The organism is Shewanella sp. 1180_01 (genome assembly GCF_052850535.1).
On sequence record NZ_VXCT01000069.1, the window covers coordinates 1 to 26,282 of the forward strand.

At 47.8% G+C, this 26,282-nt stretch carries 15 protein-coding genes, 1 pseudogene and 1 riboswitch; of the genes and pseudogenes, 7 read left to right on the top strand and 9 right to left on the bottom strand.

Annotated elements, in window-relative coordinates; all coding sequences use genetic code 11:
• Nucleotides 1–537: 537 nt before the first annotated feature.
• Together FW758_RS22030 and fusA are read left to right on the top strand one after the other, a co-directional pair.
• Nucleotides 538–1,992 (top strand): annotated as a pseudogene (locus FW758_RS22030) (diguanylate cyclase).
• A gap of 440 nt (nt 1,993–2,432) precedes the next feature.
• Complete coding sequence (fusA, locus tag FW758_RS22035) at nt 2,433–4,526, top strand: elongation factor G (protein WP_413486150.1); 2,094 nt, start codon at nt 2,433–2,435, stop codon at nt 4,524–4,526.
• Nucleotides 4,527–4,724: 198 nt separating this feature from the next.
• Here fusA and FW758_RS22040 read toward each other — a convergent pair whose 3' ends face one another.
• Complete coding sequence (locus tag FW758_RS22040; RefSeq protein WP_259523432.1) at nt 4,725–5,612, bottom strand: LysR family transcriptional regulator; 888 nt, start codon at nt 5,610–5,612, stop codon at nt 4,725–4,727.
• 93 nt (nt 5,613–5,705) lie between these two features.
• On the opposite strand from FW758_RS22040, the gene FW758_RS22045 reads away from it, so the two are divergent.
• Complete coding sequence (locus FW758_RS22045; protein WP_259523434.1) at nt 5,706–5,858, top strand: hypothetical protein; 153 nt, start codon at nt 5,706–5,708, stop codon at nt 5,856–5,858.
• Between the two features lie 265 nt (nt 5,859–6,123).
• Here the strand turns inward: FW758_RS22045 and FW758_RS22050 are convergent, their stop codons facing one another.
• The 6 genes from FW758_RS22050 to FW758_RS22075 all read right to left on the bottom strand — a co-directional run bounded on the left by FW758_RS22050 (nt 6,124) and on the right by FW758_RS22075 (nt 14,161).
• Nucleotides 6,124–6,555: a nitrate reductase cytochrome c-type subunit gene (locus FW758_RS22050; RefSeq protein ID WP_446446523.1), complete on the bottom strand. Its 432-nt coding sequence runs from the start codon at nt 6,553–6,555 to the stop codon at nt 6,124–6,126.
• Nucleotides 6,552–9,047, bottom strand: coding sequence for a nitrate reductase catalytic subunit NapA (napA, locus tag FW758_RS22055; protein WP_446446524.1), 2,496 nt, complete (start codon nt 9,045–9,047; stop codon nt 6,552–6,554). Before napA ends, FW758_RS22050 begins: the two co-directional genes overlap by 4 nt.
• Nucleotides 9,044–9,313: a chaperone NapD gene (locus FW758_RS22060; RefSeq protein ID WP_012586855.1), complete on the bottom strand. Its 270-nt coding sequence runs from the start codon at nt 9,311–9,313 to the stop codon at nt 9,044–9,046. Before FW758_RS22060 ends, napA begins: the two co-directional genes overlap by 4 nt.
• Nucleotides 9,314–9,616: 303 nt before the next feature.
• Entirely contained in the window at nt 9,617–10,795 is a 1,179-nt protein-coding gene (locus FW758_RS22065; protein ID WP_446446525.1) for a lipocalin-like domain-containing protein, read from the bottom strand.
• On the bottom strand, nt 10,792–13,461 hold the full coding sequence (locus FW758_RS22070) for an ABC transporter permease (protein ID WP_446446526.1): 2,670 nt from the start codon (nt 13,459–13,461) through the stop codon (nt 10,792–10,794). Before FW758_RS22070 ends, FW758_RS22065 begins: the two co-directional genes overlap by 4 nt.
• Nucleotides 13,451–14,161 carry an ABC transporter ATP-binding protein gene (locus tag FW758_RS22075; protein WP_006082983.1) on the bottom strand — a complete coding sequence of 237 codons (711 nt, stop codon included), beginning with the start codon at nt 14,159–14,161 and terminating at the stop codon, nt 13,451–13,453. The genes FW758_RS22070 and FW758_RS22075 overlap by 11 nt, the downstream gene beginning before the upstream one ends.
• A gap of 457 nt (nt 14,162–14,618) precedes the next feature.
• Nucleotides 14,619–14,749: riboswitch (glycine riboswitch) on the top strand.
• A gap of 249 nt (nt 14,750–14,998) precedes the next feature.
• On the opposite strand from FW758_RS22075, the gene FW758_RS22080 reads away from it, so the two are divergent.
• From FW758_RS22080 to FW758_RS22090, 3 genes are all read left to right on the top strand, one after another.
• On the top strand, nt 14,999–16,357 hold the full coding sequence (locus FW758_RS22080; protein WP_413496376.1) for an alanine/glycine:cation symporter family protein: 1,359 nt from the start codon (nt 14,999–15,001) through the stop codon (nt 16,355–16,357).
• Nucleotides 16,358–16,500: 143 nt separating this feature from the next.
• Entirely contained in the window at nt 16,501–21,855 is a 5,355-nt protein-coding gene (locus FW758_RS22085; RefSeq protein WP_446446527.1) for a PAS domain S-box protein, read from the top strand.
• 48 nt (nt 21,856–21,903) lie between these two features.
• Nucleotides 21,904–22,920, top strand: a complete 1,017-nt coding sequence (locus FW758_RS22090) for a response regulator (protein WP_259523451.1) — start codon at nt 21,904–21,906, stop codon at nt 22,918–22,920.
• Between the two features lie 91 nt (nt 22,921–23,011).
• On the opposite strand, the gene ygfZ is transcribed toward FW758_RS22090, so the two are convergent.
• Together ygfZ and serA are read right to left on the bottom strand one after the other, a co-directional pair.
• A complete protein-coding gene (gene ygfZ, locus FW758_RS22095; RefSeq protein WP_012088337.1) occupies nt 23,012–23,974 on the bottom strand; it encodes a tRNA-modifying protein YgfZ in 963 nt (320 codons plus the stop codon).
• 176 nt (nt 23,975–24,150) lie between these two features.
• The gene (gene serA / locus FW758_RS22100; RefSeq protein WP_006082978.1) at nt 24,151–25,380 is read right to left on the bottom strand and encodes a phosphoglycerate dehydrogenase; all 1,230 of its coding nucleotides are present in this window, start codon (nt 25,378–25,380) and stop codon (nt 24,151–24,153) included.
• Nucleotides 25,381–25,534: 154 nt separating this feature from the next.
• Here serA and FW758_RS22105 point away from each other — a divergent pair, with 154 nt between their 5' ends.
• Nucleotides 25,535–26,143, top strand: a complete 609-nt coding sequence (locus FW758_RS22105; protein WP_427650188.1) for a DUF2238 domain-containing protein — start codon at nt 25,535–25,537, stop codon at nt 26,141–26,143.
• The last annotated feature ends 139 nt before the right edge of the window (nt 26,144–26,282 follow it).

The window sequence follows — 26,282 nt, forward strand, 5'->3', positions numbered from 1 at the left end:
AATCGTCGCGGCCGTCCCGTCCAACAGCATCCCTGCTTAACAGCCCAGCTCAGCATATATGCTTCTCGTTCATGAGCTCATCGCTGTGCGATAATTAACCCGCCAACATAAAGACGAAAGCCTCTACAGTAATGTAGAGGCTTTTTTCGTTTCGACATTTAGACAATATCACTTTTGCCAAAACGATTGCGGGTTTGCTTTATCTTTATAGACAGTTACATCCTCGATATCACTATCAATTCATTGCATCCTGTTAGGCTCATTAAAGCTGAAAGCCCAAATCTGAAATTTGAAAAAAAGTAATACGTTGCCTCAATGGTCACTTATAGCGATGTTAAGCTTCCTCACTAAAGAGGTTTTCTTCCAGTCTACACCCCCCTTATAGCGTCGCGCAGGCACATATTTCAGCGTTTTGAGCCGACTATTGATAAATAACCGCTATGCACTCGCAATGATGGGAATTGGTATTATGCGGTTTTGACGTATACACTTTTTTACATTCCCCATCGAGCGTCTGCTTTTAGGTTGAAACTATCAATGGAATTGCGTGACTTATTGAGGTTATTGCCGCTATTGATGTGTATGCCATTACTGGCTCATGCCGACCGTTTAGCGATGGCGAATGCCAAGCTTGCTAGCCAAGACACTAGCGTTAGCATGACTCAGACAGTCCGTTATTGCGTTGATCCTGACTGGTTACCCTATGAAGGAATCCGAGAGGGTAAACATCTGGGTATTTCGTCAGACTATATTGATTATATCGAATCGCATTCCTCCCTTAAGTTTCAGCTGGTGCCGACTTCCTCTTGGACCGAGACCTTAACCTTTTTGCAAAGCGGGCAGTGTGATTTAACCCCTATGCTGAATAAAACCTTGATACGATAGACGTATCTGCACTTCAGTGATGTCTATTTCCGCTCGCCTAATGTATTGGTGTCACTTAAAGATCAGCCTTTTTTACAAGGATTTGAGAATATTGGGGCGCGTAGTTTAGCCGTGCCTAAAGGTTATCGTTTAGCCGAATATATCCAGCATTATTATCCTCAAATTGAGACGCTTACCGTGGCCAGTGAGCCAGCAGGATTGCAGTCGGTGCTGGATAAACGTGCCGATCTGTTTGTGGGAACGATGTTTTCGGTTAACTCCTACATCCAACAGACGGGATTTAATCGTTTGAAAATAGCCGGTTGGGGGGGACCAGAAGATGAGTTGCGGATGGGGGTTGCCTATGGTCAAGAGTCCTTGTTACCTGTGATAAATAAGGCCTTAAATGCTGTGAGTGAGCAGGAGCGGATCACGATTTACCAGAAGTGGAATAATGTGACTGTCATAGATGAGACTAACTATTCGCTTGTTTATCAAGTTATCTGCGCGACGTGTTTGTTATTGCTAATGTTGGGGGCAAGAACTTACTTTATCAGCCAATATAACCGTAGACTCACCGATAAGAATCAGCAGCTCGAAACTTTACGACAGCAGCTTGAGGCTTCAAATGCCGAACTCGAGTTTTTATCTACCCATGATCCCCTGACCAAGTTGTATAACCGACATTACTTTAATCGCCTGTTTATTAATAACGAGCAGCATGATCAATCTGCTAAAGCAGGCATGTGCTTGGTGATGATTGATATCGATTACTTTAAAGAGATTAATGACACGCTAGGGCATAACGTCGGGGATCGGATCCTTGAGCAAGTGTCGCAGGTGCTACAGCACTGTGTGCGTGAATCTGATGTGGTTGCCCGTTGGGGCGGCGAAGAGTTTGTGATTCTCTGTCAGCAGTCATCTTTACCCTTAGTTGAAAGCTTGTGTGTGCGGATAGCAGAGAGGATCAAACATTATCAATTTACTGACAATGTGCAGTTAACTTGCAGTTTTGGCGTCGCTAAGCTTGCCGATAACGAACCTATGATGTTGTGCTTTGAACGTGCCGATCGCGCGCTTTATCGCGCTAAAGCACAAGGGCGTAATCAAATGTGCACCGACAAGTAAGTATTTACGCAAGCGTGATTTGCCGTTATCTGAGCAAATGGCTTCCACTCAGTTGAATCAATGATGTCATCTTTATTTTAAAGAAAGGATTAGCATTATTGCGCCAGCAGTAATGCATGTCGGTTAATGTTCGATGTTTGTACTGACGATATGATAGAAATCCCTTGAAAATCGCCTTATCCCATTAGAATGCGGTTTATTTAACGATTTTTATTGATTGGGTGAAAAATAAGCTAAAGTGTTTTACTCATTTGTTTTAGTTAGTCTTTATGACCATTTTCTTAAATTATTACGCGACTTTATCGTGAAAAAGTAGTCTAGCCATTTGCGCCGAGAAGGGTTCCAATTTACAATATGCGCCTAAAATAATCTGATGTGCGGTGTGTCGGTGTTTGTCGCATACTCCGTCTACTTCTTAAACTACTCATTAAAGTTGAATCATGACCGAATTATCCAAATACAGAAACATTGGTATCTTCGCTCACGTTGACGCGGGTAAAACCACGACCACCGAGCGTATCCTTAAGCTAACCGGTAAAATCCATAAAATCGGTGAAGTTCACGATGGTGAATCTACCACTGACTTCATGGTACAGGAAGCTGAGCGCGGTATTACTATTCAGTCTGCTGCTGTAAGTTGCTTCTGGAAAGATCACCGTTTCAACGTTATCGACACCCCAGGACACGTTGACTTCACAGTTGAAGTTTATCGTTCTCTGAAAGTGCTTGATGGCGGTATCGGTGTATTCTGTGGTTCAGGCGGTGTTGAGCCTCAATCAGAAACTAACTGGCGCTATGCGAACGAATCTGAAGTTGCTCGTATCATCTTCGTAAACAAGTTAGACCGTATGGGTGCTGACTTCTTACGTGTTGTTAAGCAAACTAAAGACGTATTAGCTGCAACTCCACTGGTTATGGTTTTACCAATCGGTGTTGAAGATGAATTCACCGGTGTTGTTGACCTGTTAACTCGTAAAGCATACGTATGGGATGATTCTGGTCTGCCAGAAAACTTCGAAGTGTTAGACGTGCCTGCTGACATGGTTGACATGGTTGAAGAATACCGTGAGATGCTGATCGAAACTGCTGTTGAGCAAGACGATGCAGTGATGGAAGCGTACATGGAAGGCGAAGAGCCATCTATGGAAGACATCAAGCGTTGTATCCGTATTGGTACTCGTAAACTTGCATTCTTCCCAACATACTGTGGTTCTGCGTTCAAGAACAAAGGTATGCAACTGGTTCTTGATGCTGTTGTTGATTATTTACCAGCACCAGACGAAGTTGATCCACAACCACTGACTGACGAAGAAGGCAACGAAACTGGCGAATTCGCTATCGTTTCTGCTGATGAGCCATTGAAAGCGTTAGCGTTCAAAATCATGGATGACCGTTTCGGCGCCCTGACTTTCGTACGTATCTACTCTGGCCGTCTGAAGAAGGGTGATACCATCCTGAACAGCGCGACTGGCAAAACTGAACGTATCGGCCGTATGTGCGAAATGTACGCTGACGACCGTATCGAAATTGAATCAGCTCAAGCTGGCGACATTATCGCTATCGTGGGTATGAAGAACGTTCAAACTGGTCACACTCTGTGTGATGTTAAACACCCAGTTACCTTAGAAGCTATGGTGTTCCCAGAGCCAGTTATCTCTATCGCAGTAGCGCCAAAAGATAAAGGCGGTTCTGAGAAAATGGGTATAGCTATCGGTAAGATGATCGCTGAAGATCCATCATTCCGTGTAGAAACTGACGAAGATTCAGGTGAAACCATCCTTAAAGGTATGGGCGAACTTCACTTAGATATCAAAGTAGACATTCTGAAGCGTACTTATGGCGTTGAATTGATCGTAGGTGAGCCACAAGTTGCTTACCGTGAAACCATTACTCAAATGGTTGAAGATCAATACACTCACAAGAAACAATCTGGTGGTTCTGGTCAATTCGGTAAGATCGAATATATCATCCGCCCAGGTGAGCCAAACACTGGTTTCGTGTTCAAATCTTCAGTAGTTGGTGGTAGTGTTCCGAAAGAATTCTGGCCAGCAGTTGAGAAAGGTTTCGCGAGCATGATGAACACAGGTACTATCGCTGGCTTCCCAGTGTTAGACGTTGAGTTCGAATTAACTGACGGTGCATTCCACGCAGTTGACTCATCAGCAATCGCGTTCGAAATCGCTGCAAAAGGCGCTTTCCGTCAGTCTATCGCTAAAGCTAAACCACAACTTCTTGAGCCAATCATGAAAGTTGACGTGTTCAGCCCAGATGACAACGTGGGTGACGTGATCGGTGACTTAAACCGTCGTCGTGGCATGATCAAAGACCAAGTTGCTGGTGTAACAGGTGTTCGTGTTAAAGCTGACGTACCGTTATCAGAAATGTTCGGTTATATCGGTACTTTACGTACAATGACTTCTGGTCGTGGTCAGTTCTCTATGGAGTTCTCACACTACAGCCAATGTCCAGCTAGCGTAGCTGAGAAAGTTGTTGCTCAAGTTAAAGAACGTAAAGCTGCTGAAGCTAAGAAGTAATTCTTAACTTAACGAAGCTAATATTTTATTAGCTTTGTTAGCTAATAAAAACCGCTGTCGGCCTCTAGGCTAGCAGCGGTTTTTTTTATGGGTGAGATCTAACGGTCATCACTAGTTACGGCTGACGAAGCTCCGGATCTCTTTGTTTAAAGTCCGTACCCCTTTGTTTAACTTAATGTCAGTTCTTGCTTTATCTTCTCAGCGTTCAGTCTTTTGTTTACTCAATTCGAGCAAGGCCTTGGCCGCGGGTGTTAAAGGTAAACTTTGACGCCAAATGAGCGCCAGATCCCATGTCATTGCGGGTTGCATAGGTTTAAAGACCAGTTTGCTGTTGCTTAGTCTATTGCAAATCGGCTCAGGTAAAATAGCGACGCCCATATCGGCTTCGACCATGGCGGCGAGAAAATCCCACTGGCCGCTGCGAAAGGCAATGTTGAGCTGAACACCTGCTTTGCGGCTGAGCCGATTGATCAACTTAGCGAGGGAGAAGTCTTCGTTATAGAGGATAAAAGGATAGGGTTGGAAGTCCTGCCAGTTCAAGTGGTCTTTTTCGGCTAAGGGATGCCCCTCAGGCAGGCATGCGAGTAAAGGGTACTTAGTCAGGGGTTGGTTGACGAGTTCAGTCTCATGGGTTGTGGGTAGCGCGGTAAAGGCAATATCGAGACTGTTATTGAGCAGGGCTTGCTCGCAGCCGAATCCGCCGTATTCATACATGTGTAGCTCAACCCCTGGATAACGTTTACGGTAGCTAGTGAGCAAACCTATGATAAGGCTGCTCATCATAGGGCACACACCCAGTCGTAATCGTCCCGATTTGAGACCGCTGAGGTTACTCATGTCCTCCTGCAATCTATGCCATTGGCCGAGGATTTCCCGTGCACTGTGCTCAAATAGCTGCCCCGCCTGAGTGAGCTCAACCTTTTGGTTATTTCGGATCAGCAAGGTTTCCCCTAGGCTCTCCTCGAGTCTTTGGATGATTTTGCTCAGTGTCGGCTGAGTGATAAAACATTTCTGCGCGGCGCGGGTAAAGTTTTCAGTTTCCACTAGGGTCAGAAAACACTGTAAGGTCTTGATTGGTATGTTCATGCTCAAATGGAATCCATATTATGGAATTTATTCATTTTACTAATGATGGCCTAAGTATTACTTTGACCTTGTTAACAAAACAGGGGAATACCGATGAAATCAAGTTCAAGTCTGTGGGTAGGTGCTTTGTGGCAGGCGGCTATGCCTGTGGCAAAAGATGTGCAAAAAACAAAAGCGGCGCAAGTAACTAAAACGGCTCCAGCGGGTGATTTGCATAAAGCAAAACAACAAGTAAACCCAGCCTAGGCTGGGTTTTTCTTGTCTGCGTTTTAGATTCTGCTCATATTTTCATTTCCCTCGATTCTCACTTTGCCTTTTTAACTTCTGCTCAATCCTTCCTCGGCGAAAGTACTGTTCAACAACGGATGCTGAGCCAGCGATAGACGTTTAGTCTTATGTTTACTTGAATACTCATTACTGGCTCTAAGCCAACTCATTAGGATTGGATGCTTAAATAGCAAAAAGCCACCCTCATAAATTCGGGTGGCTTGGCTTTGCAGGGGAAGGTGATTTACTTGTCGGAGAACTGATTCTCCACGAGTGCTTGTTTGTTTTCGGCTTGAGCGACGTGGCATTGAGTACAGAAATAGTTATGCCCGTTAACTGTGCCTTTATCGTCAATCACATGGGACTTAGCGACAGGCGTGGCTTTCATGCGTTTTGCCTTGTCCAAACTATGGCAGCTTAGACAGCCATTTTTATCTAAGGTGATCTTGTAATCGTCTTTATGTGGGATGAGCGGTGGTTGCTCGCTAAAGCTGCGCTCAATGGCGGTGCCGCGACTGGGATAAATCGCCATCGCATCAGCTGGGCGAATGTCGGTGATCGCCATGTTTCCTGCGAGGGATTGAATATTAACTGGTGCTACGTTGGTGTAGGCAGGCTGATCGGAACAACCCGCTATGCCGATAAGTAACGCTGTTAAGGTGAGTATTTTTCTCATTGGTTATTCTCCGCCTTGAAGACCTTCACTGGGCATTTTTTAAAGTCAGTTTCTTTTGACAGGGGGTCGGTCGCATCCAATATCAGTTTGTTGACTAACTGTCGCGCATCGAAGAAAGGCATAAATACCACGCCGCGTGGCGGTTTGTTACGGCCTTTGGTCTCGACACGGGTTTTTACTTTACCGCGTGGTGATGCGACTATGACTTCATCGCCGCGTTGTACGCCGCGGGCTTTGGCATCTTCTGGGTGCATAAAAATCTGCGCGTCGGGAAAAGCGCGGTAAAGTTCGGGTACGCGCGCTGTCATCGAGCCTGTGTGCCAGTGCTCTAACACGCGGCCGGTCGACATCCACAAATCGTACTCTTCATTCGGCTCTTCGGCGGCGGGCTCGTAAGGTAGGGCGAAGATCACCGCTTTACCATCGGGTTTGCCATAGAATTTAAAGCCTTCACCCGCTTTGACATAAGGATCGCTTCCCTCAACGAAACGGCGCAGGGTTTCTTTGCCATCAACGACTGGCCAGCGCAGGCCACGGGTTTCGTGGTAACGGTCAAAGTCGGCTAGATCATGGCCGTGGCCACGGCCGAATGTGGCATATTCTTCAAAAATGCCTTTTTGCAGATAGAAACCAAAGTGCTCGCTCTCATCGTTGAGATCTGCTTTGCAATCCGATGCGGGGAACTTGTCGATCACGCCGTTGGCGAATAGCACTTCATATAAGGTTTTATCCGCATATTCTGGTTGCTTAGCTATCAACTCAGCTGGCCAGACTTCGGAGACTTTGAATCGTTTCGAAAACTCGACTAATTGCCACAGATCTGAGGTCGCGCCTTCGGGGGCTTTAACCTGTTGGTGCCACATATGAGTACGGCGCTCGGCGTTGCCGTAAGCGCCTTCTTTTTCGACCCACATAGCGGTTGGCAAAATTAAATCCGCCGCCATGGCCGTGATGGTTGGATAGGGATCTGAAACCACTATAAAGTTTTCTGGATTGCGGAAACCCGGATAAATTTCATCGTTGATGTTGGGACCCGCCTGCATGTTGTTGGTGCACATGGTCCAGTAGCAGTTGAGCTTGCCATCTTTGAGCATACGGCTCTGGAGTACGGCATGGTAGCCAGGTTTGGCGGGAATAGTCCCTTCAGGCACTTGCCATAGTTTTTCGGTAATGGCGCGGTGCTTGTCGTTGGTCACTTCCATATCGGCAGGTAAACGATGGGCGAACGTCCCCACTTCACGGGCAGTCCCGCAAGCTGAAGGTTGACCTGTTAATGAGAATGGACTGTTACCCGGTGTAGCAATTTTGCCCGTGAGTAAGTGGATGTTGTAGAGCATGTTGTTTGCCCACACGCCGCGAACGTGTTGGTTAATGCCCATGGTCCACAGACTCATCACTTTAACCTTAGGATCGGCATAGGCCTTGGCTAGTGTTTCTAATTTCTCGGGCTCCACACCACTCATCTTAGCTGCGTATTCCAGCGTATAAGTGCTGACAAACTTGGCGTACTCATCAAAGCTAATCGGTGTCGATTTACCATTGCCTGGATTTTTAGCTTTTTTCTCTAATGGATGGTCTGGACGCAGGCCATAGCCGATATCGTCAACGCCTAAGGCAAACTTAGTGTGTTTAGTGACAAAGTCAGTATTAACCGCGTTATTTTGAATAATGTAATTGGCAATAAAGTTGAGGATCACTAAGTCCGATTGCGGGCGGAACACCATAGGATTATCGGCTAAATCGAAGCTGCGATTTTCAAAGGTCGACAGCACATGCACGCGACAAGTTGGACTGCTTAAACGTCTATCGGATAAACGTGCCCATAGAATTGGGTGCATCTCGGCCATGTTCGCGCCCCAAAGCACAAACTGATCGGCGGCTTCTAAATCGTCATAACACCCCATGGGCTCATCGATACCGAAGGTGCGCATAAAGCCGCCAACTGCAGAGGCCATGCAGTGGCGCGCATTAGGGTCGATATTGTTCGTTAGAAAACCTGCTTTATGGAGTTTAGAGGCGGCGTAGCCTTCCCAAATAGTCCATTGGCCGGAGCCAAACATACCCACTGACGCCGGACCTTTGGTGGCTAGACTGTGTTTCCATTTCGCGGCCATAGTATCGAAGGCCACATCCCAGCTGACTGGGGTGAACTCACCTTCTTTATGGTATTTACCGTCTTTCATCCGCAGCAATGGCGTTGTTAATCTGTCCTTGCCGTACATGATTTTTGATAGGAAATAACCTTTAATACAGTTAAGGCCACGGTTGACTGGACTCTCAGGATCGCCCTTAGTGGCGACCACTTTACCCGCTTGGGTGCCGACTAATACACTACACCCCACACCGCAGAAGCGGCAAGGGGCTTTATCCCATTTGATATTGTCTGGCTGTTCGGCGGCTTTAACCATTTTAATGGGAAGCGTGACGCCAACGGCTGTTGCGGCGGCAACCGCTGCGTTGGCCTTGAGAAACTCGCGGCGGCTTATGCTCATAATCTTTCCTCACTCTCTTGTTCTAAAGGTGCGACTTGGTGGTAAATCAAACTGGCAGATAACACGCCGGACAGGGCATTGATGGCTTCAATATTGTCGAGTATCGCCCTTTGGCTACTCCCTTCGAGGGTGACAACCAATTTCCCTTCGGGCGTAACCGCATGAATATCGGCGCCCATTAATGAGCGGATACTGGCTTCAACCTGCTGTAAGACTTTAGGTGCGGCATGCACCACAAGGCTGGTGACGTGGTATTCCTGACTCATAAGGGCTGACCTGTAGTGGTGTTAACTCGCTTGCTTAATATTAAAAAGGAGAGCAACCGAGTGCTGATACTGGCGAGTCTAGACCTGATAAAAAATGTGGGTATACCTCACAAGAGGTATTGCAAGCGATAGTCGATCCGGATCAAAGTTTTGCGAGTGATCTAACTCTCAGTTTGAAATTTAAGCGGTGAGTTTATTGCTTAGTCGGGATGATAGAACGCGAATGAGGTAATGACGGTATTGTTAAATAATAGCCTATATGAGATGGGCTTTTAAGATGCAACTATACCGTCTAAGCGGAACTCAATAGCCCGTCAGTTCCATATAACCTGTACCAGTATGGCTGCCAGAGAGTTGCACTGGGCCTTCCCAGTAGGGCGTCGATAATGGCATGGCGCTATTAGGATTGAGCGGGGTGATAGTGAGATCGATATTCTCGCTGGGGATCTTAACTTGCCAGCTGACGGGATAGTCGCCATTGACTGTATGCTGCCATTTAAGTGGTGTCATCTTAATGTCATTGGGATTGTCAGTGGAATTGATATTGCGCCCTGTGCCATCGGCAAACATTCTTCTGGCGCTATAAAATGCCGAGATAGGGGTATTTTCTGCTGGAGACTGATCTCGTAATTGAAACAACATCAGCGTCGAGCCATCGTTTAATCTGAGCGCAAACCAATCCCAACCCTGTTGCGTTTTCGTGAGAAATTGCGAGCTCCACTCCCTGTCGAGCCAGCCTTGGCCTGCGACTCGCTCCACTTTGCCATTGCGGTTGATTTCACCTGAGATTTCGATAAAGGGTTGGCTGTAATAGTAAGAGGCAACTTGGCCATCGCGGCTTTTAAGGCTATAGCCGTTAGTGCCTTGGAATTGCAGTGGTGCTTGGCTGTTAAGCTGAAGTCGGTAGCTAAAATCAGGATTCTCCACCGTTAATGTGGCGGGAAAGAGTGCATTGGTTTCGCTCTGCCAGCGCCAGTTATCGAGGCGGATTTGATAGGGATCTAATTTCACCTCGGCAAACTCGCTATGACGGCGTGACCATTTTTCGTGGGCGAGGTGAGCATTACTCGAGGTTAATGCGCTATGAGCTAAATAAAGCTGCTGAGTCGCCCAAGTGAATTCACTTTTAGGAACCACATCTGTTGCTTGCGGTGCTATTGATTGCTGATCAGTGGGTTTTAGGGCGACTCTAAACTGCGTCCACTGGGCACCGAGTTGCTCACCTGTTTCTGTGGTTAAATTGGCGGTCAGATACCACCATTCTTGGCGAAAACTGTTATGTGCCATGTGATCCCGCGGAAATTCAAATCTATAGCCGGGAACGACAGGGGTAAAGGCCAAATCATCTTGATTAGCAGAGGTTGTGCCTACCACATTGGCCATGGATTTGGATTGAGTGCTTTGAGCCTGTGGCATTTTATCGCAGCCGTCGATAAGCATTAACCCAACCACTGCCCATGCAATACTGAGTGTTTTCATCATAGGGTCTCCTGCTGCAGACTGGCGACCAGTGGTTTGCGAGTTTGCCAATACAGCGGCAAGAGCACGGCTAAGGTGCAGGTGGTTAAGGCAATCAGTATTGCTTTGCCATAGGCTTGCCAATCCCAAATCATTTTTATCGTCCAGCCAAAGGCTTGCAAGGTGATCTTGTTGATGAGCAGGTAACCTAGCAGTGCACCCGTTGGCATAGCGAGCAGGCAAGTGATCAGCACCACAATCAGCATCTGCATAAACACCATACCGCGCAGCGCATTACGACTCACACCTAAGGAATACAGCCGTGCCAGTGGCGCTTGCCGTGCCTGAGTTAACATTAAACAGGCACTAAAAAGGCCAATCGCGGCGACAATCAGCGTCAAACTATTCAGCACTAAGGTAATTGAAAAAGTCCGCTTAAACATGGCGATAGCTTGGGTTTTAATCTTAGTTTGACTATAGATTTGCGCTTGCGATAAGCCTAACTCGGCAGCCAGTTGGATTTGTAGTTCATTGAGCTGTGCTTCACTGATCTTACTGCCTTGCTCTTTACCGTAAAAATTCGCTGCCAGACTGATTGGCAGTACAGGTAATTGTGCCTTTTGCCAAAGTGGCTGGCTGATAATCACCTCGTTGCGGGTATTACCGTGGTCATAATAAATGCCGCCGATAATGGCTTGGCTGTTACCAGTTTTCTTAAGCGCATCCAATGAAACGCTATCGCCAAGCTGCAATTGGTATTTAATGGCTAAGGGCTCGCTCACTAAGATCACGGAGGCATTAAAGTAGGACTGCCACAGAGTCGGTAGGCTTTCTTTTAGTGCACTGGTGTGGCGAATCGAATATTCATCACGGCTAAGTAGGCTAATTGGAATCGTCAACTCGCTCGGATTATCCGTCGATACAGGGAGTGAAAGCTGGGCTTCAATTTGCCATTGCTGATAAAGACCACTGACTCTAAGATCGTGCATCAGTTGGGTTTGAATCGTGTCGATACGCTGGCTAGGTGGGCGGATATAGAGATCGGCATGCAAGCGGGTTTCTAGCCAAGTCCGCAGGGTTTGCTCAAAGCTACCCACTAGGGTGTTCATCGACACATTGGCACTGAGCGCCAGCAAGATTGCCATCATAGCAAGGGAAAGCGGTGCGATAAGCTCGCGGGTTTCGGCGAGCAGATATTGCCATAATCCGGCGCGCGCCAAGGGCATTAACGCACTGACGCCCCAGTGTAATAATTGCGGCAACAACAAGGGGATCGCGATAGCGACGATACCGAGCAACACTAAGCTGATGTTATAGCTTTGACTGAAGGGAAACAGCAGCGCCGCTACGGTCAGTAAACCACAGGCTAAGACAAATTGAATACTATGGGTTTTGCGGTGTGCCTGCATCTGCTGATAACGATTCGCTCCTTGTGCCAGTGCTTGGCGCGTAAGATCTAAATACAAGGGCAAGCAAGCGGCGAACGCAGCGCCTAAGGTGAGGGCAATCGCCTCGATAAGCCAAGTCCATTGCCAAATACCGGGGAGTAAGTGGGCGCCATACATTTGCTCTAAGGTCATGGCGACCATAGGTTGCAGCCAGTGGCTGAGTTGCAAGCCACTGATAAAGCCCAAACTTGAGCCTATGACAACCAACAAAATTAATTCTAACATCAGCGCCGTCATCAAGGCGCGGCGCTCGATTCCCTGTTGTAATAACTGCACTAACAGTTTTTGCCGTTTCATTAGGCTGTAGCGCACACCGTTGTAGGCGATAAAGAGGCCGACAACGAAGGCTAACATACTCATGGCATTGAGATTAAGGTGAAAACTGCGCGTCAGCGCTATCAGTGCTTGGCCTTGATCTTGCTGGCTAAAACTGGCCTTTTGCGGCGTAATCCCTAAAGCGTCGAGTTGGGATTTTAGTTGAGGTAAGTTTTCTCGCTCGCTGAACATGGCGATATAGCTTAATCGGCCTTGCATGTTCAGTAATTGCTGGGCGAGGGAAATATCGGCCAAGATGGCGCTACCGAGGCCAAAACTGTCATCAATTGCAATAACGTCTAAGGTGCTATTTTCTAAAGCAAGTTTACCGTCGGGCGCTACTTTAGTAGCTAGGCTGCGGCTGATTATCACTGTGGGTGCGCCATTCAGCAGATCGGCAAGCGGTAAGGCATTCATCTGCGGCGAGGTGGTTGATTGCGTTTCACTCGAGGCGTTACTTCTCGATTTTTGTAGCGTTAATGCGGCAATCAGATCGCTGCCTTCCAGTTGCCAAAACTGACCATTCTTACCGGAGATTTTGCCATTCACGACGGCGAGACTCTGACTCAATCCGGCTCGTCTCAAGGCGAAATAGACAGATTCATCTAAGGTGTTTTGTCCTAGGGGCGGCGTGAGTAGTACATCGGCGCGTTGACTCAAAAGCTCAGTCGCATCGCTATAGCTGCACACGGCATTATCGTTGGTCGCTTTAACCCCAATAAGTAGCGTCACGGCCAAGGCGATACCGAGCAGAATGGCTCCTGCTTGTATGGGCGCATGGCGATAATGGGCGATAAACACCTTTAGGCTGAGCCACGTCAGCCTCAGCCAAGTTTGCTTAAGTTCAGTTTGCTTAAGTCCAGTCTGTTTAAGTCCTGTTTGCTTAAGCTTTGTGGGAGTCGCCTTAGTGAGCGGTTTATTGTTCATAGATAGCGACTGCACCTTGGGATAAGTGCCAACGTTTTTGCATAAAGGCGGCGCACTCTTCGCTGTGGGTGACCATCAAGATACTGGTTTGGCTTTCCCGTGCCAGTTCACACAGTAATGCCATGACTTGTTTACCCGATACATCATCTAAGTTACCTGTGGGTTCGTCGGCCAGCAGTAATGTCGGTTTATGGGCTAAGGCGCGGGCGATGGCTACGCGCTGTTGTTGACCGCCGGACAGGGCTTCAACTTGGCGGTGAAGTAATGGCATCAGTCCAAGTTTTTCAACCAGATAGTCACACCAGGCTGACCACGGCTGCGCCGTTAAACTTAAGGAGAAGGCGATGTTGTCTTTCACGTTGAGTGGCGTGAGTAAGTTAAATTGCTGAAACACGACACCTAAGGAATTGCGCCTGAAACGGCTCCAATCTTTGTCTTGCCAAGTTGAGGTGGACGCTTGTTCTAGCAAGATTTCGCCCGAGTCTGGCATTTCAAAACCGGCGATCAGGTTGAGTAAGGTGCTCTTGCCGCTGCCGCTGGGACCTGTAAGCGCCACGGTTTCGCCTCTATGGATCTGCAGGTCAACCGCTTGCAGCACTTGATGATATTGCTCGCCATCGCGAAAGCACTTGCTGATTTGGTTAAGCTTGGCGACTGGGTGAAGCTTGTCGACAGGATTTGGTTTAGCGACGTCGGCCATTGAGCAACTCCTTTATATCCATTGGCGGCTTATGTGGTAAGCAGTGTTTCAAGCTGTGGCTCCAACATATCCTGGCTGCAATTTAGCATTGCAATCCCGTGTTCAAGATAAAGCATTTTCTATTCAGATAGATACTGATTTTTCCAGTAATGGGATCATAAACGGGATCACAAAACATAAATCGTCACTTGCCGTAAAAATAGTCAATTGAATTAAATCCTCGACGAACTGTGAGCAAACGGCTTGAGCTGACGCCGCGTTTGTTGCATTCTGTGCGTCCTGTTAGTTTGGGAGTTAATCTCAATCTAACAATCCGTTCGGATGAAGGTAGCAGGAGAGTGGGGAATTGACCCCACACCGACGAGGCAACTTTGGTTTTATTGAAGCGACGGTTTTATCGAATCTTCCCATAAAAACAAAGCACTCTTTCAGGTGCCGATAGGCGTGGACTGTTACTGGACGAGCCTCTGGAGAGACTGCCAATTGCACTTAATTTAAAGTGTGATCAGGTGGCGCCGAAGGCGAAAGTGTCGTGGTGTTATTGAACCGCGACGCGAAACGCTCAGGCAAAAGGACAGAGGAGAGGATGACTGCACTGTCCCTGTCGTTTGTCGTCGTGGGCTTTTTTTACCCTTTGCTTGAGATAGCGCACTTTTGCATCTATTAAAAGCACTCGTTTGAGTCATCGCTTGCTGCGCATTTCGCGTTCAGCTGGTGTGAATCTCGGTCGAGCACAGGCTAGAAATAGTTTGCAATAGCGTCCGACTGCGGCGCGTCACAGCCATTTCTTTTCCTCCTCCGTTTATTAATTTTGTTGTTTAATATTCGAGGAATATCATGAGTTTTCAAGCTTTTCTTGCCAGCATCAATGGCATCGTCTGGGGCCCAATCACCCTTTGTTTGCTGGTGGGCACGGGGATTTATCTCACTGCGCGCCTCAAGCTTATCCAAGTTTTTCGTCTGCCTATGGCGCTGGGATTATTATTCAAACCGGCAAAAGGTCATGGGGATTTATCTTCCTTCGCGGCGCTCTGTACTGCGTTGTCCGCCACCATAGGCACGGGCAATATTGTCGGTGTGGCGACGGCCATCAAAATGGGCGGTCCTGGGGCGTTATTTTGGATGTGGCTGGCGGCATTTTTTGGCATGGCGACTAAATATGCCGAGTGTATGCTCGCGGTAAAATATCGCACGACCGATGCGCGCGGGCAGATTGCGGGTGGCCCAATGTACTATATCGAGCGTGGCCTTGGTCTGCCTTGGATGGCGAAATTATTCGCTATCTTCGGGGTTGGAGTGGCCTTTTTCGGCATAGGTACTTTTGCACAAGTTAACGCCATCAGCGATGCGCTGACGATTGCCTTTGAGGTGCCGACTTGGTTGACGGCGACCGTGCTGACAGTGCTCGTTGCCGCCGTTACTTTAGGTGGGGTTAAGCGCATTTCGAATGTGGCGCAAAAGCTAGTGCCTGCCATGTCGATTGGTTATGTGCTGGCCTGCGTGTGGATTTTAGTGGGATTTTCTGAGCAAATTTTACCCGCCTTAGGTTTAGTGATTGAATCGGCCTTTACGCCACTCTCGGCAGCGGGAGGTTTTTTAGGGGCGACAGTGGCGCAGGCGATTCAAATCGGTATTGCTCGCGGCGTGTTTTCCAATGAATCAGGTCTTGGTAGCGCGCCGATTGCCGCGGCTGCCGCTAAGACCAATGAACCCGTTGAGCAAGGTTTAGTCAGTATGACGGGCACCTTCTTCGATACCATCATTATTTGCACTATGACGGGCTTAGTGCTGATCATCACTGGTGTGTGGAGTGGTGAAACTGCGGGCGCGGCGATGACGAGCGCGGCGTTTGCCCTCGGCGGCTCAGCGGTTGTGGGTCAGTATCTGGTGACCATTGCGCTGGTGTGTTTTGCCTTCACGACGATTCTAGGCTGGCATTATTACGGCGAGCGCTGTTGGTACTACTTAGTCGGCGAGCGCGGTTTACGCTTGTATCAAGTAGTGTTTTTGGTGTTGATCGCGGGCGGCGCTTTTATCAAGCTCGATGTGATTTGGTTGCTGGCCGATACGGTTAATGGCTTGATGGCGATTCCAAACTTGATTGCCATTGTGGGCTTGAGGCATATCATCATCGCCGAAACCCAAAGCTATTTTGCCCGTATCTTGCCAAATCAAACCTTAGAGACTGCTTCTTAGAGACGGCTTATTAGTGTTTTTAAAACAATAAATTACTTCACATTATTTTAACTTTAACGTTGTCGCCACTGGATTCTTCGTTTACTTTATATGCACTATTTAAAAAATAGTGCATATAAAATCGAGGACTTTAGGGCGACGCCATGGACAAAAGTAAACTTCGTACTTTTCGCAGCAGAATCTTATCCCACATAGCCTTGCCTCTCATTCTAATCATGGCGAGCGTTTATGCTGTCAATGCTTGGTTTAGTTATCTCTCCTCGGAGAAGCGGCTCTACCATAGCCTTACGCAAGAGGCGAGTCACTCGGCTTCGCGTCTGCAATTGTTACTCGAGCACGCACAAGCCAATACCCAAGGCCTTGCTGATTTTATTGGGTTTTTGTCAAGCAAAGAAGATATGAATGACGCTGAGAGCGTTAAAAGTGTCTTGATGAATCGACTCAAACGTAATCCTGATTTCTTTGGCTCCGCAGTCGCGTTTAAACCCAACACCTTCCCCAATCGCAAACTCTTTTCTCCCTATGTTTACCGCGACACCAGTGGTAGCGACGATCTCCATTATCTCGATATTGGCGCCGAGGGTTACGATTATACCGATGGCACTTGGGACTGGTGGAACAATGCCATCAATCAAGCGGCGGGCTACTGGTCAAAGGCGTACTTTGATGAGGGGGCGGGCAATATTCTGATGGTGACTTATTCGGCTCCTTTTGGTGAGGCGGAGCATTATTTTGGTGTCGCGACGGTTGACTTAGCGCTAGATGGCTTGCCAAAGCAATTAGGAATTGCCCCTAATCGGCTGGTGGTTTTAGACGATCAAGGGCGACTTATTTATCATGTCGATAGGGAAAAAGTGTTGGCCACCACTTCAACACAGTGGCTCGATAAAAATAAATACAGGAATGCTGACTTTTGGGCCTTACAAGCGAAAGGACTTGATGGTCAGGCAAGGTTTGTTGACGATAAGGATGTGGTTTACCTCGCGAGTATTGCAACCGTTCCGCAGCTAAAATGGCGCGTCATAGTGCTAGCGCCAGAGCAAGAATTATTCAGCTCACTGCTCGATGATATGGCATCCATAATACTCAATTTGAGTTTGCTAACCCTCTTATTATTGTTGACTTGCTATCTGGCCGCTAAGCGACTGACTCGGCCCTTAGAGCTACTCGAGTCGGGTATCTTGTCCTTTGGGCAGGGTAAAACCCAGCAGCTCATTGTGCCTAAAGGCGCCGTGAGTGAGATTGTGACGCTGAGCAATACTTTCAATCAAATGGCGGAATTACTCGCCGAACGTGAGCAAGCTATTCTTGATTCCCGTGGCAATCGCTTTGCTCGTTTGATTGATGGTATGAGCGATAAGTCTTTCTATTGTTCCCTCGATCCTGATGGCCAACTAGCGCAGGTGAGCGAGGGTGTGACTAAGGTGCTGGGGATCTCCCCTGATCTGCTCAAGCGCAAATACCAAAGACTGTTTTCGGCCAATCCTCTCAATGAGAAAAACTGGCAATACACTGATTTTGCTTTAAAAGGCCAAAATGTTCCTTCGCATCAAGTGGAAATGCTGGATGATCAAGGGCATTTAAGAAGGCTCGATGTGTTTATGCAGCCATTAATGTCTGACACCGGTGAGTTAATGTCGGTGGAGATGTTATTTACCGATGTCACAGAGCAGTTCTCAGCGGCTGTCTGGTCAAATGCGGTACTGGAAGCCGCGCCCGAGGCCATGTTGATTGTCGATGAACTAGGACAAATCGTGTTCACTAACAGTCGGTGTCTGCAGCTCTTTGGATACGAAACGGGGGCTATGCTGGGGTTGCAGGTTGAGGCGTTATTGCCGCAAGAATTGGGAGAAAGGCATGTACTTGAACGGCAAACATTCCTGCGTGAAGGCCGTGATAGAAGTATGGCAAATGCCCGTCATGTGCGGGCGTTAAAAGCCGATGGTAATGAATTTATTGCGGAAATAGCGCTGAGTATTCTTCTCACCGCCTTTGATGGACAGAGGCAAGTGGCGGCTTCAATACGCGATATGACACAAAAACTGGCCGTTGAGCAGAAGATCCGTGATAGCGAACAGCGTTTTCGTGGGCTAGTGACTAATATTCCCGGCGCCGTTTATCGGACTCGCATCGGGGATGTATGGTTCATGGAATATATCAGCGACAATATCGCCGAGATTACCGGTTACGCTGCAAATCAATTTATTGAGAATCGCCAACGCACATTCGCATCCTTGATTTTGGAAGAGGATCTTGCCTTATGCCATCGCCATATCGACCGAGCGCTGGCACAACAGGAAACCTTTGAGGTGGAATATCGTATTCGCCACCGCGATGGCAGTATTCGCTGGGTACATGAGAAAGGTAAGGCGAGTTATACCGAAGAGGGCATTCCACTCTGGTTTGACGGCAGTATCGACGATATTACCGAGAGTAAACTCGCGCTGGTACAGTTAGAGCAATCGCGTCAACAGATGACCAATATTACTGAGTCTATTCCTTGCACTGTGTATCAATTGCAGTGGCAATCGCCCACAGACCGAAGATTTACCTTCCTCTCTGGTGCGGCCATGAAGATGCTTGGGCTGCATCGCGATGATCTTATGAGTAATTTTGACATCATAGCCGAGCGGGTTTTTGATGAAGAAAGGCCCGATGTTGTGCGGGCCTTGTCGGGTCAGAGTGAAGACAGACTGCAATGGATACGTGAGTTTCGCTATCGCCACCCTAATGGCAGCATACGTTGGATGGAAGCGGGCGCGAGCGGTCATTTGGGTGAAGAGGGTGCCCTTACGTGGAATGGCTATGTGATGGACATTACCCAACGCAAAACCATAGAGCAAGAGTTAGCCCTCAGTGAGGCGCACTTTAAGGCGCTGTTCGATGGGGCGACCATTGGCATAGTCAATGTGGATATTAAAGGCGTTATTTTAGATTGTAATGACCAATTCTGTGCCGATATGGCGCTGTCACGTAACCATTTACGTAATACTGCTATTTTTGAGGTTCTCAGTGAGCAAGATCAACCCATAGCCAAGGCGCAATTTCAGGAGTTGGTTGAAGGTAAGATTGACCATTATCGCGGCGAGCGCAGTTTTATTCGTCCTTCCGGTGCGCCTTTGTGGATGACAGTCAATGTGTCGGCACTGCTTGATGCTCAAGGACAATTTGAATCGGCCGTGATCAGCATGGTCGATATGACAGAGCTTAAATTGCTCTCAGATGAACTGTTACTCGCCAAAGAGCAAGCCGATGCGGCCAGTAAAGCCAAAGGTGACTTTTTGGCGAATATGTCCCACGAAATCCGTACCCCAATGAATGCCATTATTGGCATGTCCCAGCTGTGCTTACAGACCGAATTAGATAAAAAACAGAAGAATTATGTAGAGAAGATTGAGCGGGCATCGCAGTCTTTGCTGTCGATTATCAACGACATTCTGGATTTCTCTAAGATTGAAGCGGGTAAGTTAGATATAGATTCAGTACCTTTTCAGCTCGATACTATGCTGGAAGACCTCAGCGATATGTTCTCTGAGAAAGCTGCCCACAAACAGATTGAATTATTGTTCGCCGTTGCGCCCAACGTGCCTCGCTATCTGTTAGGGGATTCGCTGCGATTAGGCCAAGTGTTGATTAACCTGATGAATAACGCCATTAAGTTCACCGAACGCGGTGAGGTTTTGCTGTCGCTAAGCTTAGTTGAGCAGCAAGATGATGATGTCGTGCTGCGTTTTAGCGTGCGTGACAGCGGCATAGGGTTAACTGAGCAGCAGCAAGCAAAATTGTTTAAATCTTTTACCCAAGCGGATACTTCAACCACCCGTAAATACGGTGGCACAGGTTTAGGTTTGGCTATTTGTAAGCAGCTCGTCGAACTGATGGGCGGGAAGATAGGGGTTGAAAGTCAGTTCGGTCATGGCAGCACTTTTTATTTCACAGTTAAGTTGCACATTTCCGATGGTCAGAAATTAGTCCTCGAACAAGAGCTTGAAGGCATGTCTGTGCTGGTGGTCGATGATAACGCGACCGCCAGAGATATTATGCGCACTACACTCGAAAGTATGGGCTTTAGGGTCGATACAGTGCGCTCGGGTGAAGAAGCGATAAGCCGCTGCCTACTGCAAGCCTATGAAGTGGCGTTAATCGATTGGAAAATGCCTAACATGGATGGGCTGGAAACCGCGCGTCAAATCCAATTGCAGGCTCAGTCGCAATCTCAATCACAACCTCAGTCTCATCCTCAGCCCAAGATTTTGATGGTCTCTGCCCATGCGGATCATGAGTTCCTCACTCAAATTGAGCAACTGGCTTTAGCTGGATACATCAGTAAACCCATCAGTGCCTCACGCTTACTCGACGGCATAATGAATGCGATTGGCCGCGAAGGCATATTGCCCGTGAGACGCCGCACCGAAGAGTTGGCTCCGCAGTTGTTAGTGCCACTGCAAGGAAAACGTATCCTATTAGTGGAAGATAACGAGATGAATCTCGAAGTCGCCAGCGAGTTTTTAGAGCAAGTGGGGATTATTTTATCCATAGCGACCAATGGTCAAATCGCCTTAGACAAACTGTCGCAGCAGCATTTCGATCTAGTATTAATGGACTGCCAAATGCCGGTGATGGATGGCTATCAAGCCACTCAGGCGATAAGAAAAAGACCTGAGCTGGCAAATTTGCCCGTCGTCGCCATGACAGCCAATGCGATGGCGGGTGATAGGGACATGTGCATCAGGGCAGGCATGAACGACCATATCGCCAAACCGATAGAAGTGAATGTTCTTTATCAAACCCTGTTGAAATACCTCGCACCCGCATCTGACACGGTTGCAGTAGATACCTTTACTCAATCGATATTGAGTAACACCAAGGGTGAGGCAGGCCATAGTGCAGAACAAACCGTATTGCTTAAGTGGCCTGAGCACCCTGAGCTGGATATCGATAGAGGTTTGCAACTGGTGCAACACTCGACGCGGCTTTATCAACGCATATTTGATCGTTTTGTGAGCAGTCAGCGTAATGTGGTGGAACAGGTTCGCAAAGCCATCGCGGCGAATCAAATCGAAGATTCGGTGCGTATTGCCCATACCCTTAAAGGCTTAGCGGGCAATTTAAGCTCGGCTAAATTGGTGGAGTTAGCGCGTTTACTTGAGTTGCATTTAACTGAAAATGCGCCTTGTGAAGATGAGTTAGTTCAAATTCAACCGCTAGTGGCTTCTATTTGCGATGCGATTGAATACGCCAAACCCGCAGCGGTGAATCAAGCCGAACCCCAAGCCGCTGATTTATTATCTGCTGAAGATTTAAGGGCGGCATTACAGGCCTTGCGGCAGAACTTAGATGATGCCGATGCCAGCGCAGTGGCAAAAATTGATGCCTTAAAGCCGCAGGTGAGCAGTGCCATGTGGCAAGCGTTAAGCCCTGCCTTGTCTATGATTAATCAGTACCAGTTTGATGAGGCGATCGACTTGATTGATGATGTCATTGCTCAGTTAGGTTAAAAAAGTAGCACACTGAATTCAAACGCATGACATGAAGTGGAGTTGTTAATGGAAAAGGCAACAATATTAGTCGTCGATGACACACCGGAGAATATCGATATTTTGATCGGTATTTTGGGTGATGACTATAAAGTCAAAGTGGCGATCGACGGGCCAAGGGCATTAGCCTTAGTGGCAAAGTCGCGGCCCGACTTAATTCTGCTTGATGTGATGATGCCGGGAATGAATGGCTATGAGGTATGCAAGCTGCTAAAGCAAGATCCGCTGACCAGTCATATTCCAATCATTTTTGTGACTGCTTTATCTGAATCCTCCGATGAAGCCCAAGGTTTTGCTTTGGGCGCAGTGGATTACATCACTAAGCCCGTGAGTGCGCCTGTGGTTAAGGCGCGAGTGAAAACCCATCTTGCGCTCTATGATCAAAAACGCCTACTCGAACAACAAGTTAAAATCCGTACCCACGAGTTAGAAGAAACCCGCTTTGAAATCATCCGCCGCCTCGGCCGCGCCGCCGAATATAAGGACAACGAGACAGGTTTACATGTGGTACGCATGAGCCACTACGCCCGAATATTGGCGATAAAGCTTGGTTTACCTAGCACTTTCTGCGACTTAATTTTTAACGCGGCGCCGATGCACGATATCGGTAAAATCGGCACCCCCGATGCTGTGCTGAAAAAGCCGGGTAAGCTTGATGCCGAGGAGTGGCGCATCATGCAGCAACATGCCGCTATCGGCGCCGAAATTATCGGTGAACACAGTGATCCGTTATTGCAGATGGCCCGTCGCATCGCCTTAACTCACCATGAGAAGTGGGATGGTTCAGGTTACCCTAATGGCTTGGTGGGAGAGGATATTCCCCTTGAAGGGCGGATCACTGCGATTGCCGATGTGTTCGATGCCTTGACTTCGCAAAGGCCCTATAAACAGGCTTGGACGATCGAAGCGACAATGGAATTATTCGACAATCAAGCGGGAAAACATTTTGATCCTAAGCTGGTGGCAATGTTTAAAGAAATCCTGCCTGAGGCGATCGCCATTCGAGATACTTACTTAGAAAGCTGATGCTCGAATGCTTGAGTATAAGATAAGCTAAAGGCGCCATTGGCGCCTTTATTCTGTTTAAATCTCTATACCGTGTTATTAAATCAAAGGGTTATGCTTCGTCTAATGAGTAGGGCAGGGCTTGAATCGTTAAGCTTGATTGCTCATCGTCGGCAAAACGCAGTTTAGTATCGTTGCTGGTATCGTTAGCAAGCACCGCAGTTAACAACACTTGCTTAGCGCGCTGTACAAACTCAATAATATGGCCGCCACGGCGGAAGCCATCTTCCATCGCGATTTCAAGACCAGACTCTAGGCTGATTTGCAGGTTAGTATGACCATGCAGAATATACAAGGCGCGTTTATTGCCGCCACGATATTTCATCCGCGCTATGGTTTCTTGCCCCATGTAACAGCCCTTGTTGAAGCTAATACCGTTAACCGCTTGTAGATTGCACATCTGCGGTACGTATTGGCTGGCATGGCTGGCGGCTAGATTGGGGTAACCCGCGGTAATTTCTAACGCTTGCCAAGCGCTGGCATCAAATACGCTTAGCTTTGATTTGGCCACTAAAGCTGCGGCAGCCTCTGGGGTTAACATTAAAATGAAACGGTCAGCGTCTTTTAAAATCGCGCCATGTTCAATGGGCGTGAATTCTTGATGAATGTCGCCAAAATGTTCGCTCACGAACAGGCTTGCTTGTTCACCGGCGACCCCTAGTAGAGTCCATTCAGCGGATGCATTGCTTAAGGTGGCTTTGCTAAACACGGCATATTTTTGTAACTGGGGTAAATCGACTTCGATGGTATCCTTTGGCATCAGCATAAAGAGCGCATCTTGGATGGCAAAGGTTCTGAAACTGGCCAGCATTTTACCTTTTGGATCGCAATGTGCGCCCCAGCGCCATTGATTATCGGCTAATGAGCTGATGTCAGTGGTCACTTGGCCATGGATGAAACTGCGGCCTTGTTCTCCAACCACTTTGATAAGGCCCATATGAGATAAGTTGGCAAGCATGAGTGGAGGCAAAGAAGCGTCCAGATCCCAATGGGGCGTAGAAACTGAAATAGTCATAGCGAGATCCTGAAAATGAAGGCGATGTGAGAGGCTAGATTGTAACGGAATTCCTGTTGGCTCAAAAGCATAAGGCGCACATATCTATGAATGATATGTGCGCCTCAGTCTTTGTTCTTTAGCCAAAACGCTTAATGCGGTTGGGCTTAACTATTAAACAGCACGCGGGTACGCAGTTAAAACAGCACGCGGGTACGCAGTGTGCCTTCAATGGCCTTTAACTCAACTAAGGCTTCTTCGGCTTGGTGAGTGTCGACTTCCATGACCACATAACCAATCTCAGCGGTGGTTTGCAGATATTGTGCGGCAATGTTGATGCCTTTTTCCGAGAAGGCTTGGTTGATCTTGATCAGCACGCCAGGACGGTTTTGGTGAATATGCAGTAAGCGTGAGGTGCCTTTATGCATAGGCAGCGAAACTTCAGGGAAGTTAACTGCAGATACGGTCGAGCCGTTGTCTGAGTATTTAGCGAGCTTGCCAGCGACTTCGATACCAATGTTTTCTTGGGCTTCAGCAGTACTACCACCCACATGCGGTGTCAGCAATACGTTATCAAGACCTCGAAGTGGGCTGATAAATTCATCGTCATTAGATTGCGGCTCAACTGGGAACACATCAATCGCCGCGCCCGCAAGGTGGCGCTCTTTGAGTGCGACCGTTAAGGCCTCGATATCGACTACAGTGCCGCGTGAGGCGTTGATAAAGATGCTGCCCTTTTTCATCGCCGCAAATTCAGCTGCGCCTATCATGTCTTTGGTTTGTGGGGTTTCAGGTACGTGTAAACTCACTACGTCAGCCTGCGCCAGCAATTGTTCCATTGAATGGATCTGCTGGGCGTTACCTAGCGGCAGCTTGTCTTCGATATCGAAGAACACCACGCGCATGCCCAGCGTTTCAGCCAGAATTCCAAGCTGAGTACCGATATGGCCGTAACCTATTACGCCTAAGGTTTTACCGCGCACTTCGTAGCTGCCAGCGGCGGTTTTCATCCAGCCACCACGGTGGGCGATGGCGTTACGCTCAGGGATACCGCGCATCAGCATAATGATTTCGCCAATCACGAGTTCGGCAACACTTCGCGTGTTGGAGAATGGTGCGTTAAATACTGGGATACCAAGGGATTCGGCGGTGGCAAGATCAACTTGGTTGGTTCCGATACAGAAGCAACCGACCGCGATCAACTTCTCGGCGCGTTTTAGCACCTCGGCAGTTAATTGGGTACGAGAACGAAGTCCCACGAAATGTGCATCTTTGATGGATTCAATTAATGCTTCATCGCCTAATGAGGCTTTATGGTATTCGATGTTGGTGTATCCCGCACGCTCAAGTACATCGACCGCAGATTGGTGGACGCCTTCCAACAGCAGGATCTTGATCTTATCCTTGTCCAGCGAATGTTTCGCCATGATATGGGTACCCTCTAATTAATAGAAATGTTTCTTATGATATGCTGACAACCTTCACCCACCAAAATAGCACTTTTTTTACTCAGTGTGGAGGGCTAGATGGCTAAAGTTAATATTCTAAATTAAGAACAATATCGCATAAGAGGAAGAAACATTGAATAACAAAATCGCGTGGTGTGCTATTTACCTCTTAGTGCTCGTGTGGTCGGTGATAAATCCCGCAGATCCTTTCACTTGGTGGCTCGAAGCGGTTCCCGCATTAGTGGCTGTGCCACTGCTATTTTTTACCCGCAAACGCTTCCCATTAACGCCGCTGGTGTATGTTTTAGTGTTAGCCCATTGCTGTGTGTTGTTTGTCGGCGCGCATTACACCTACGCCGAAGTGCCATTATTCGACACTATTGCCCATTGGATGGGCTCAGAACGTAATAATTACGACAAGTTAGGTCATTTTGCTCAAGGCTTTATCCCTGCCATGTTAGCGCGTGAAATTATGCTGCGTAATCAAGCGGTCAAACCCGGTGCTTGGTGTGCTTTTTTAGTCACGTGTTTTGTGCTCGCGTTTTCGGCGTTTTATGAACTCATCGAATGGTGGGTTGCCGTGGCAACAGGTGAAGGCGCTGAAGCCTTTTTGGGAACCCAAGGCTATGTGTGGGACACTCAATCAGATATGTTAATGGCATTAATTGGCGCAATTGTCGCACTCGTTTTATTGTCTCGTTTTCAAGATAAGCAAATAGCAGCACTTAAACTCAGACGCTAGTGGCCGTGAGTTGCTGATTGTTTCAGCTTGAGTCATAAGTTCATTCTTCCATAAAGCTTCTAACATGAGTGTGATGGCATTTAGCTGTCACACTTTCTTATTGCCTGTGTGTTATTTTTGTGTTGCAACTTTCGATGGG

Bases quoted from the DNA above. Each gene is read 5' to 3' on its own strand.
- fusA (WP_413486150.1), top strand. From the start codon at position 2,433: ATGACCGAATTATCCAAATACAGAAACATTGGTATCTTCGCTCACGTT.
- FW758_RS22040 (WP_259523432.1), bottom strand. From the start codon at position 5,612: ATGAACATACCAATCAAGACCTTACAGTGTTTTCTGACCCTAGTGGAA.
- FW758_RS22045 (WP_259523434.1), top strand. From the start codon at position 5,706: ATGAAATCAAGTTCAAGTCTGTGGGTAGGTGCTTTGTGGCAGGCGGCT.
- FW758_RS22050 (WP_446446523.1), bottom strand. From the start codon at position 6,555: ATGAGAAAAATACTCACCTTAACAGCGTTACTTATCGGCATAGCGGGT.
- napA (WP_446446524.1), bottom strand. From the start codon at position 9,047: ATGAGCATAAGCCGCCGCGAGTTTCTCAAGGCCAACGCAGCGGTTGCC.
- FW758_RS22060 (WP_012586855.1), bottom strand. From the start codon at position 9,313: ATGAGTCAGGAATACCACGTCACCAGCCTTGTGGTGCATGCCGCACCT.
- FW758_RS22065 (WP_446446525.1), bottom strand. From the start codon at position 10,795: ATGATGAAAACACTCAGTATTGCATGGGCAGTGGTTGGGTTAATGCTT.
- FW758_RS22070 (WP_446446526.1), bottom strand. From the start codon at position 13,461: ATGAACAATAAACCGCTCACTAAGGCGACTCCCACAAAGCTTAAGCAA.
- FW758_RS22075 (WP_006082983.1), bottom strand. From the start codon at position 14,161: ATGGCCGACGTCGCTAAACCAAATCCTGTCGACAAGCTTCACCCAGTC.
- FW758_RS22080 (WP_413496376.1), top strand. From the start codon at position 14,999: ATGAGTTTTCAAGCTTTTCTTGCCAGCATCAATGGCATCGTCTGGGGC.
- FW758_RS22085 (WP_446446527.1), top strand. From the start codon at position 16,501: ATGGACAAAAGTAAACTTCGTACTTTTCGCAGCAGAATCTTATCCCAC.
- FW758_RS22090 (WP_259523451.1), top strand. From the start codon at position 21,904: ATGGAAAAGGCAACAATATTAGTCGTCGATGACACACCGGAGAATATC.
- ygfZ (WP_012088337.1), bottom strand. From the start codon at position 23,974: ATGACTATTTCAGTTTCTACGCCCCATTGGGATCTGGACGCTTCTTTG.
- serA (WP_006082978.1), bottom strand. From the start codon at position 25,380: ATGGCGAAACATTCGCTGGACAAGGATAAGATCAAGATCCTGCTGTTG.